Raw genomic sequence first — 10,577 nt, 5'->3', positions numbered from 1 at the left:
CAAACAGGCGGCATAAACAACAACTGGGATTAGCTTAACTCAGCCGCCAAACTGTCCAAGAAGGCGGAACCACCTCTGGCTTTGACCAGTCGATCCTGCGGGTCCTCACCCCCGATTTCCAGTTCGGTGCCCCGCACGAAGAGCCGCGCGTCCGCGATCAGACTGCGCAGCCGCTGGACCAGTTCCTTTTCACGGCGCGTGTTCTGATCGCGCTTTTCCGCGATGATGCGATCACGGCCGGGCTGAGCCTCGCCGCTCGTGACCTGCCGGGCAAATTTTACGGTCTGGAGCCAAAGGACCAGATCGCGCGTGAAGCGCACATCCCGCCCTAACAGGACGACCATCTCATCGCTGGCCATGCTGTTCGAACGCACCACATCCGGTTCGTCTGAGTCGTCGCAGAAGGGCGAGATGATATTCACCGAAAGCTCTTGCTGCCGGTTCAGGCTGTGCCCATCGAGCTTGCGGGTGAAAGCATAGTCGACGCCGGTACCGGTATGTTTTATCTTTCCGTGACGGAGGATGGTGCCGAAGGCCAGTTCGTCGAGCTGGCGCTCGATTTCGGCGGGATCGACCGCAATCGCCTTGATCTCAGCTTCGACATCTTTCTCCTCATTGGTGAGGAATTCGTACACCTCGCCGTTGCGCTGGATCAGCGTCTGGCGCTCGAGAAGCGACAATGCCTCTTCGATATTGCGGCGCTGCTCGGTCTGATCCGCCTCGAACCGGGACAGCAGGAGGATCGCGATATTGCGAGCGGTCGGTTTGAATTCCTTGACGTATTTTACAAGGAAAAGGACCTTCAGCACCCGCACCGCGAAATCATCGCCCAGGTTCTTTTCGGCGAGCTGGATCGATTGCTGGACCGATGATTTCAGGGCGGTGCGGATCCCCTCGAACATCAGGTCGAAGGTTGCGAGGCCCCCTACCGGCGTATCGGCCAGCCGCTTGGCCACCTCCTGAAAGACGCCCAACATCGAGCGTTCGCCGACCGAGCTATGCTTGCCCTCGAACGCGTTATGCTGCGAGAGTCCCATGATCGCGCGCTGGAACAGATCATATTGGTAGTTCGGGAACGGGTAGCTTGCGACGAACTGGTCTTTTCCGGAGAAATTCCTGAACTTGAAGGAATTGTCGCCGAAATCGAACAGAGTGCGCATGTTATTTTCCTCGGCATCGTAGTGATTGCCAAGGGTGATCTGGCCCGCCTCGGTCTTGGCCAGTAGGCGGCGCTGGATGACTTCGGCCACGTCCTGGGAATTTAGCGGCATCCGGTTGGCGAAGCGCGCCTGAATCTTCGAGAAATCATTCTCCTGCTGCGCCGTCAGATCGCCGATAACCGAACCCATGTCCTGCTGGGCGGTAACCACAATCCAGGCCTGTCCCTTACACTTCGTGTTCAGGCTTTCGGCAATGGTCTGCAGGTTCGTCATCAGTTTGACGTTGTCGGCGATATACTGACCCACCTCATCGACAAAAAAGTTCAGCCGGAATTTCGGGCCCTGCGCATCGATCCACGATTTCACCATGTTGGCAAAGTCCTCGATCGAGACCTTCGTGTCCTTGCGATACTGGCCAAGAATATCCTTGACCTCGTCGCCCGTGACCTCCGCGAATGCCGCGGCAATGTGCTTGCCTTCCATCAGCGCCTGCTCACGCCCTCGCTCCCAGGCTTTGCCGGAAGACCGCATGAAGGCTGCCCTGAAGGCGTCGAGCTTGCCGCGGCTATCCAGATCACGCTCGAACTGCGCGATATGCGGGAGCTTGCCATAATAGCCGCACATCTCGTCAAAGACCTTCTGGAAGACGGCCAGAAGAGCATCGACATCGGTCTTCGAGATCACATCCGCTTTCTGGTCGATATTGAACAACACCGACCGGGACGGGATCGATACCGCTTTGCGCAAGGCGCCCGCCAGCATCGGGTTACCGGCCAGCTTGCGCTCGAAGATTTCGACGGCGCGCTGTCCCTCGACCTCGTCGTTTTCGAGCAGAAGAGCGAGCATCTTCAGAAGGTGGGATTTTCCCGACCCGAAGAAGCCCGAAATCCACACCCCATTCGCGGTATCATAATTGTTGTAGGCGTCGAGGAATTGCTCGAGCCGGGCGCCAATCTCGTTGGTGATGACATATTCATCGAGCTCTGTCAGGAGGCTGGCCTTGTCATCAGCCTTGATCACCCCATCGATCGAGCGGTCGACCGGCTTGGCAAAGATATCACGCAGAAGAGTAGCCATCGGTCAGACCTCGTAGTTCATGATATTGAAGGCGCGGTAGTATTTGTCGTCGTGCAGCAGGCCGAACAATTCGAGCGAGGCCCCGGTCGCCAATGCATGGGTATATTTGCCCGGAAAAAACATGACCGTCGGGCGGTCCTTCGCCGTGCTCTGCAGGTTGTTGAGCACGTTGTGTGAGCGCAGGTAGGGGTAAACCTCGCCTATGCCTGACAGGAAGATCACATCGTGCGGGATTTCCTCAATGCGCCGCGCGACCGCCGGAATGAGATGTTCCTGGGGGTCGAGAACACCTTGCAACAGCTCCTTGAGCTCGGCCTTGTCCGTCTCGGCCTCAACCTCAAGGATTTGCGCAAAGATACCCCGATCCTCGAGGATTTTGATCGAAAGGTCATAGAGGTCGATATCAAGGACGCGCACACCGGCATGTCCCAGCCGGGCGATCAAATCTTCGCGATCCTCGCCCAGGTTCAGGCCATCTTCGGCATCGAATGCGCAGATGAAGAAGGGAACCTCGTTGCCCAACCCTTGCTTGTGCAAGAACCGTTCGCTGGAAATCACCCTGAACAGGTGCTCGGCACGGACGCGCCGATCAGATCTCGTAGTCACAATTACCCCCCATTTCCGGGAAAGATCCGCAAATCCGCCGGATTGCTCTCCTCGATCAGCCGCTTCATGTGCCCTGACAACCAGATCGGCTGAATTCTGCCCTCGACGCTCCTTACACCCGCTTCCCGCAAAATCCGGAACAGGACCTGTCGCAATTTCGCGGCGGTTGATGGTGAAAGCGCCGCGAGGCTCGGATCACATTCCGCTTTGTCCGCGAGAAAACGGTCAAACACCTCATGGCCCAGGTCAAGCCGCCAGGATTGGTAGCGCTCATTGATCACCTCGACCGCGAATTCGTAAACAAAGCGATAGGTCCGACAGATCGCCAGCCACATCACAGCCTGCTGCTCGGTGCGATCTGCCTCTACCGACAGGTAATGGCGTTCGGCATCGGAGAGATGGCCGATCCGGTCGTACACCTCACGAAGCGCGCGGGTTTGCGAGGCCAATTTGGGCAAGGAAGACGCGCCTTGCGCGAGCAAACGCTCGCGAGCGCAAGCCCAAGTCTCACCGGGTCGGTAGGCGTGAGCGATCGTCAGGCTCTCATTGAGCATCAGCCCGCCCACACCGAACGACATTCGGTATTTTTGATGTTGTGCGCGATCGCCAGAACTCACAGCGCGAACTCCGCCTTTTCGAGGGCCGCACGTGTCTCATCCCGGTTGACCACCACGATATGCTGGCTGCGGGCAGGCAGCTGGGCGGCGTCGCCCAGAAGGCCGAGGCGCTTCAGCACGTAAAACAGCATCGCATAGCGGACGGTCAGCACGGCCGAGCCGTTCGCCATCCCATAGTCCTTTGCAACCACCGCCTTCTGGCTTTCGGTTAGTTCGGGATGCGGGCCGATCTCGATGCCGAAGCGCTCCTGCCAAAGAGCGTCCTGATCGGCCGGCGCGCCAGCCTCGCCGAGCTCGCCCACATCAAGGATGCGCGGCAGGAGGAAATCCTTGAACTTGTCGGCGATGTGGCAGTAGCCGCGTACATGCCAGCGAAACCCGTCATACCCGAAGGCGTGCGGTGTCATGCGGCGCCAGATCGGGTCGGGACGATCCCTGCTCATCGACTGATAGTGGATATCGACCGATCGCACGTCACGGACCGCACCCAGTATCGTGCGTAGCACCCTGGCGTCGATGTCGCGGCGCGGTGTCAGCGCGATATCGGTATCCGGCACCTGGGTGATCCACGATTCGCCCAGTTCGATCAGCCCCTCGGCGACCGAACGCAGGCGCGACAGATAGCCATAAGGGTCGGGCTTGAGGAAAATCGGCTCGAAATCCGGGCCAGCCACATAGCGACGCGCGCTCTTGTCATAGAGCGCATTGTGCGGTGCGCGCTCCTGATAGAGCGTCAGATCCTTCGACGCCTGCGGCACCGACACGTCGAACATATCGATGATATCCGAACGATTGACCCCGCCCTCCCAGAACAGCCGGAACTCGATGAACTCGAGGCGGCGCTCGACGCCCCATTTCAGCGCTGGCCCCTCGCTGGTCATATGGTTCCGTTCCTTCATATCACGAGGGTATAAAAACTATATGGACATATCTGTAATGCTCGTATAGTTTCTATCTGTACTATGGAGTCGCGTCAAGCGGAACCGGCGAGACAGCAGGAGGAAGTTGGCAGTGAGCACCAATCCTAATCGGCGCACGATCGTCGCGCATGGCCGTTTGGCGATGCGCGAGTTGCGCCTCAATGCTGCCCGGCAGCGGCTTCACGGGTTGCAGATTTTCTCGTTCGAGCAGCTCGCGGTCCGACTGGCGGGCGGTTTCACGCGGCCTATCGACGACGAAAGCCTGCGCAGCGCGATTCAGGCAGTCGTGCCCGAGACGCCTTTGGGCGAGCTGGATGGCATCAAGCTCTTGCCGGGCATGATCGATGCCGCTGCTGATACGCTCCACAAGGTCTGGCGCTCGGGGATCGATTTGGCCGCGCGCGCGCATGAACATCCACGCCTCGAGTCGCTTGCCCGCCTCGAAGCGGCCGTTCAGGATCGGCTGCCGCCTGGAATGATGCGGCCCGCCGATCTGGCATCCGCTGCGCTCAAGCGCTTGGCTCACGCTCCGGCGGTTCTCGGCTCCGTCGAAATCGTCGGCATCACCGAACTTTCGCCAAGCTGGCGTCCGCTTCTCGCGGCGCTTGCGGCGCATGTGCCTGTCGCATGGGTCGCCGGACCGCGTCCCGTCCCGGAGTGGCTCGCCGAGACCGATATCGAGGTGCGCCGCTCGGATGCGCGGACACCGGAACAGCACATGGTCAGCGCCGCCACCGGCTATCACGAAGCCGTTGAGGCGATCCGCTGGGCGCGCGCGCTCATGGTGACAGACGGCGTCGATCCCTCCGACATCGCCATCGCCGCCGCTTCGACTGCCGACTATGACGATCACTTCCTCGCCTTGCGTGCGGACGCCAACCTCGACCTTCATTTCGTCCATGGCATCAAAGTCACCACCACCCGCGAGGGGCAGGCTGCTGCAGCGCTTGCCGATATTCTGATCCGCGGGTTCTCACAAACTCGCATGCGCCGTCTTGCGGCGCTCTGCGGATCAGAGGCCGGCCCGTTCCAGTCATTGCCGCAAGGGTGGCTGCGCGTTCTGCCGGCCGACGCGCCGCTTGCCTCTCTCAGCGCCTGGGATCGGTTGCTCTCTCGTCTTACGGCTGCGGACTGGCCCGATGCGCAGGATCACACGGCGACCTTGCGCGCGATCGTCGATCTACTCGCGAAGGGGCATGCGGCAGCCGATGAGGTTGGTGCTGCCTTCCTGACCGGCCGTACGCTCGCGATCTGGCGCAAAGCACTTCTTGCTGGCCCATCGGTGTCGCTCGATACGACGCTCGAGAATCTGAAGCAGGATGACGGCCTTGAGGTCTGCGTGTCGCCGGCATGGATGCCCGCCAGCGCGCTTGCGGCATCGCCGCGCCGCCATGTGCGCCTCATCGGCCTCAATTCCTCGCGCTGGCCGCGCGGGATTTCCGAAGATCGCCTTATCTCCGACCATATCATCCCTACCGCCGAACTTGATCCGCTGCCGATTGGCGCTGCGGATCGGCGCGATTTCGAGACCATCCTGGCGACGACGGAGGTCGAGGTCACAATGTCGCGGGCGCGGCGAGACGGCGAAGGGCGCCTGCTCGGCCGGAGCGCGTTGCTCGGCCCGGTTACGGACGAAATCTACATCGGTCGTAACGCCGTGCCCTCTCATGCTTTCAGCGAGACCGACCGCCTGATGGCGCGGCCGGATGAGTTTGCCGGCGACATTCAAGCCGCCAGCGCGCTCACCACCTGGCGCAATTGGCACCGCAAGGACATTACGCCGCACGACGGGTTGGTTCGCGCGGACCATCCGCTGCTGCTCGATATCCTCGCGCAGGTCCAATCGGCCAGCTCGTTGAAGCTGCTCCTGCGTAGTCCACTGGGCTTCGTCTGGCGCTATGGCATGCGCCTGAAGCTGCCTGAAAGCGGCACCGACCCGCTGGTGCTTGATGCATTGGCGATGGGCGATCTCGTCCACATGACCCTCGACCTTGCCCTTCAGGATCTCGAAGCCAATGGTGGCCTCGCCATCGCAGACGATGCCAAGATCTCCGCTGCGATCGAAGTCGCCGCAGGAAGCGTCGCTGGTGTCTGGGAAAGCGAGCGGGCAGTCCCGCCACCGGTCATCTGGCGGCGCACGCTCGATGATGCCCGCGCTCTTGCAGAACGCGCGCTCACCTATCGGGGCGAGCACCTCGACGATGCTCGTTCCTACGGGGAGGTGGCCTTTGGCGGCGCCACGCCCAAGACCGGCGCCAGCAGCCCATGGGATGCGGCGACCCCAGTCGCGATCCCTGAAACCGGCTTTGCCATTAAAGGCTATATCGACCGGCTCGATCTTTCGGGTGATGGCACGCGCGCGCTCGTCCGGGACTATAAGACCGGCCGAGCGCCCAAGGACGATATCAGCATCGATGGTGGCCGCGAGTTGCAGCGCTGCCTCTATGCGTTCGCAGTGAAGGCCCTGCTGGGAGCGGACGTATCGATCAGCGCCTCGCTGCTGTATCCGCGTACCGAGACCGACCTTCAGCTCGCCGACCCCGAAGCGACGCTTGGCGAGCTTACCGGCTATCTCCAGTCCGCGAGCGCAAGCCTAAGCGCTGGCCATGCGCTGATCGGGCCGGACACCGGCGGGACATATGACGAACTCGCCTTCGCGCTGCCCGCCAATGCCGGCGCGACCTACTGCAAACGCAAAACACCCGCCGCCACCGATCTCCTCGGTGACGCTGCTCTGGTCTGGGAGGCCCAGTGATGACCGCCGCTCTGAATATCCTGCGCGACGACGCTGCGCGCCGTACTGCGATCAGCAGCCATGACCAGTCGCTCCTCGTGGAAGCGGGCGCCGGATCGGGCAAGACCGCCGTCATGGCAGGCCGGATCGCGGCCATGCTGGCGCAAGGCGCTCTGCCCAAATCGATCGCGGCGGTGACGTTCACCGAACTGGCCGCGAGCGAGCTTCTTGTGCGCGTCCGCGATTTCGTCAGCGAACTTGTTGCCGGAACGATCCCGACCGAACTCAAGATCGCTTTTCCCGATGGGCTCTCCGAACAGCACAAGGCGCATCTCGCAGAGGCTGCGGCACATATCGATGAGATCACCTGCTCGACCATTCACGGCTTTTGCCAGCGCTTGATCAAACCCTATCCAGTCGAGGCCGATATCGATCCCGGCGCGAGTGTCATGGATCGCAACCAGGCCGACCTCGCCTTCATCGAGATCGTCGATACGTGGCTGCGCGAACGGCTCTCCGGTGCAGAGGGCGGCCTTATCGCGGAGATGGTACTCTACAGCCCAAGTGAGACAGTTAGCCTCATCCACCGGATCGTCGATAATCTGCGCAAGCGGCGTACCGTTGCCGCCCCCGCCGCAGACCCGCTTGCTCCGCATCTCGCCGCGTTTCGAGCGGCGGCAGCGGCTTTCGCGGAGTTCATCCGCACCGCGCCGGCCATCGAGGAAGAGACGGTGGTCTTCGCCGAGCGCTTCGCGGAGATGGCGGATGGCCTTGAGGGCGGACCCGCCATCGATACGCCTGCCGGGCTCGTGCGGCTGCTGACCTTCCCGCCGCATCCCGACCTCTGCACCAAGGCGGGCACGTTCCTGGCCTTCAAGAAGAAGGGCAAATGGGTTGAGGCGGCCAAACGCGAAGGTCTCGCCAAAGCAGATGGCGAGCGGCTCAATCTCGCAGCGGAAGCGGCCTATTCGGCATGCGGTGCGGCATGGCAGACGCTCACCCAGAATGTCGCGAGCCGCGTTCTAGCCGACCTGATCGGCGAAGTGCGCCCCGTGCTCGATCATTTCCGCGACTATAAGCGGTCCGCCGCGCTGCTCGATTTCGACGACCTGATCTTCGCGGCGCGCGATCTCCTGCGCGATCATGACGAGGTCCGCCGCGCGCTCGCCGGCCGCTTCTCCAAAGTGCTGGTCGATGAGTTCCAGGACACCGATCCGCTCCAGACCGAAATCTTCTGGCGCCTGTGCGGTGAGCCTGCGGAGGCTGGAGATGCGAGTGATTGGGTCAGCTTCGTCATCCGCCCCGGTGCCCTTTTCCTGGTGGGCGATCCCAAGCAGGCGATCTACCGTTTTCGAGGCGCCGATGTGTCGGCCTATGTCCGTGCCCGCGATGCCTTTATCGCCCAGGACGAGGACAGCGTCCTGTCGATCTCGACCAACTTCCGGTCCTGCGCGCCGATTCTGACCTTCGTGAACGAACGGTTCGAGGGACCGCTCTCTAGCGACGGCCAACCCGGCTTCACGGCGCTCGACCCCTTCCATGCCGATCGCGGGGAAGCGCTATGTATTGCCGCACTTGATGTCGTGGTCGCAGGCGAGGACGGCAAAGCGTCGGCCGAGCAACAGCGCGATGGCGAGGCCGAAGCCGTCGCGCAAATGTGCGCCCGGCTCATCGGCAGCGAAATGATCCTCGATCGGCGCACTGGCGCGGGACGCTTGTGTCGCCCAGGCGACATCGCTTTGCTCGCGCCCACCGGCAGCGACCTGTGGCGCTATGAGGAAGCCCTGGAGCGCTATGGTATCCCGGTCGCGACGCAGGCCGGCAAAGGCCTGTTCCGCCGTCAGGAAGTTCAGGATCTGATCGCGCTCACCCGCGTCTTGGCCGATCGCCGCGATACCCTCGCGCTAGGCGCGCTGCTGCGTGGGCCGCTCGTCGGCCTGACCGAAGAGCAACTCCTCGACATCATCTGGGCGCTGCCGCGCGCTGAGGATGCACCCGACAAGCTTCCGCGTTTTGACCTCGGCGTCGATCCGGCCGACATCGCGCATCCGCTGGCTCGTGCGACGATCGAGAAACTCCAGACGCTCCAGCGTCAATGCAACAGCACTACGCCGCATGAGCTCCTGTCTCAGGCGATAGATGCGTTACGGGTACGGCCAATTCTCTTGGCGCGTCACCGCGGTCAGGCCGAGCGCGCGCTTGCCAATGTTGATCTCTATCTGAGCTTGACCTCGGCATTTGCGGTGCGGGGACTGCGCGCCTTTGCCGAGTCGATGACGGCGGCCTGGACCGACGAGACACGCGCCGTCGAAGGGCGGCCGGACGCGCAGGAAGAAGCAGTTGCGCTCTACACCATGCACGCCGCCAAAGGGCTCGAATGGCCGATCGTCATCCCCATCAACACGATGACTGGGATCAAGGCGCCAGATAGCGCCGTCACCGACCGCGACAGTGATACCTTCTATTGCCCGGTCTTCGGCGTGAAGCCGGCAGGCTATGAAGCGGTGCTCGACGCCGAAAAAGCGGAACTCGACCGCGAACGCATCCGTCTCTGGTATGTCGCGGCGACCCGTGCCCGCGAATTACTGGTGCTGCCGCGTCTTGATGCGGCGCAGTCCAAGTCCGCCTGGATTTCGCTGGTCGATCTATCGCTGGCCGAACTGCAGGCGCTCGATCTTTCGCATCTGCCCGAAGGGATGGGTGCGGCAGCGGCACAAGCGGTCAATATCCAGACCCGTGATAGCTTTGCCGCCGAAGCCGCAGCAATCATCGATAAGCGCCAGCGCCTCGTTTGGCTCGCACCGAGCCGCGATGAAAGCCACGCCGGCCCGGTACTGACGCCTGAAGCGGTGGAGATCTGGGCAGCGGGTAATGACGGCCAGCCCGGTAACGAAGGGCCGGCGCTGAGTGTTCAGGGTGGGCGTGAACGCGGGCTCATCCTCCATAAGCTGCTTGAAGAAGTGCTGACCGGCGAGACCGATCCCGGTGAGGCGGCGTTGGCCGATCGGGCTCGGGCACTGATCCTGGAAATCGGCCAGCCGGTGATGGACGATCCTGCGCAAGGCCTGAGCCCCGGCGAACTCGCTGGCTGCGTGGGGCGGACCCTCAACCTGCCGGAAATCGCCGAGCTGCGGCCCAGTCTGGTGCCCGAACTGACCGTCTATGCGGCGGTTGATGTCGAAGGGATTGAGCAGGCGACGGTCGGCATTGCCGATGCGACCAGTTTCGACAGCGACGGCAAGCCTGCTGTCGTGATCGACTGGAAGAGCGATGTGCAGCCGACTGCGGCGACGATCGAGCACTATCGTGCGCAGGTTCGCGCCTATCTCGACATGACCGGCACCGAGCGCGGGCTAATCGTGCTGGCGACTTCTGGGCAGACGATCGAAGTTCAAGCCAATGCCTGAGGCCCACTGTCTTGAAATGGGCAGCGGCGTAATCAGCCGAGGCAATTAATAGCTCA

At 62.1% G+C, this 10,577-nt stretch carries 6 protein-coding genes; 2 read left to right on the top strand and 4 right to left on the bottom strand.

Annotated elements, in window-relative coordinates; all coding sequences use genetic code 11:
• Nucleotides 1–29 precede the first annotated feature (29 nt).
• Genes brxC through B2G71_RS22870 form a run of 4 tightly spaced genes read right to left on the bottom strand, consistent with a single transcriptional unit; the run spans nucleotide 30 to nucleotide 4,341 of the window.
• Nucleotides 30–2,237 (bottom strand): BREX system P-loop protein BrxC, encoded by a 2,208-nt coding sequence (brxC, locus tag B2G71_RS22885; protein WP_240530317.1) that lies wholly within the window; start codon nucleotides 2,235–2,237, stop codon nucleotides 30–32.
• A gap of 3 nt (nucleotides 2,238–2,240) precedes the next feature.
• Complete coding sequence (locus B2G71_RS22880) at nucleotides 2,241–2,846, bottom strand: DUF1788 domain-containing protein (RefSeq protein ID WP_206049494.1); 606 nt, start codon at nucleotides 2,844–2,846, stop codon at nucleotides 2,241–2,243.
• Nucleotides 2,846–3,460, bottom strand: a complete 615-nt coding sequence (locus B2G71_RS22875; protein ID WP_240530316.1) for a DUF1819 family protein — start codon at nucleotides 3,458–3,460, stop codon at nucleotides 2,846–2,848. The genes B2G71_RS22880 and B2G71_RS22875 overlap by 1 nt, the downstream gene beginning before the upstream one ends.
• Nucleotides 3,457–4,341 (bottom strand): WYL domain-containing protein, encoded by an 885-nt coding sequence (locus tag B2G71_RS22870; RefSeq protein WP_089221086.1) that lies wholly within the window; start codon nucleotides 4,339–4,341, stop codon nucleotides 3,457–3,459. Before B2G71_RS22870 ends, B2G71_RS22875 begins: the two co-directional genes overlap by 4 nt.
• Before the next feature lie 130 nt (nucleotides 4,342–4,471).
• Between B2G71_RS22870 and B2G71_RS22865 the strand changes: the two genes are divergently transcribed.
• Both B2G71_RS22865 and B2G71_RS22860 read left to right on the top strand, forming a co-directional pair.
• Nucleotides 4,472–7,135 (top strand): PD-(D/E)XK nuclease family protein, encoded by a 2,664-nt coding sequence (locus tag B2G71_RS22865; protein WP_240530318.1) that lies wholly within the window; start codon nucleotides 4,472–4,474, stop codon nucleotides 7,133–7,135.
• Nucleotides 7,135–10,521, top strand: coding sequence for a UvrD-helicase domain-containing protein (locus tag B2G71_RS22860; RefSeq protein ID WP_098108970.1), 3,387 nt, complete (start codon nucleotides 7,135–7,137; stop codon nucleotides 10,519–10,521). Before B2G71_RS22865 ends, B2G71_RS22860 begins: the two co-directional genes overlap by 1 nt.
• The last annotated feature ends 56 nt before the right edge of the window (nucleotides 10,522–10,577 follow it).

The organism is Novosphingobium sp. PC22D (genome assembly GCF_002556635.1).
Classification (GTDB): Bacteria; Pseudomonadota; Alphaproteobacteria; order Sphingomonadales; family Sphingomonadaceae; genus Novosphingobium.
This window is presented reverse-complemented; position numbering and strand designations above follow the sequence as displayed.

What these genes read in the sequence shown, in the direction of transcription:
- brxC (WP_240530317.1), bottom strand. Translation starts at nt 2,237, where the DNA reads ATGGCTACTCTTCTGCGTGATATCTTTGCCAAGCCGGTCGACCGCTCG.
- B2G71_RS22860 (WP_098108970.1), top strand. Translation starts at nt 7,135, where the DNA reads ATGACCGCCGCTCTGAATATCCTGCGCGACGACGCTGCGCGCCGTACT.
- B2G71_RS22870 (WP_089221086.1), bottom strand. Translation starts at nt 4,341, where the DNA reads ATGACCAGCGAGGGGCCAGCGCTGAAATGGGGCGTCGAGCGCCGCCTC.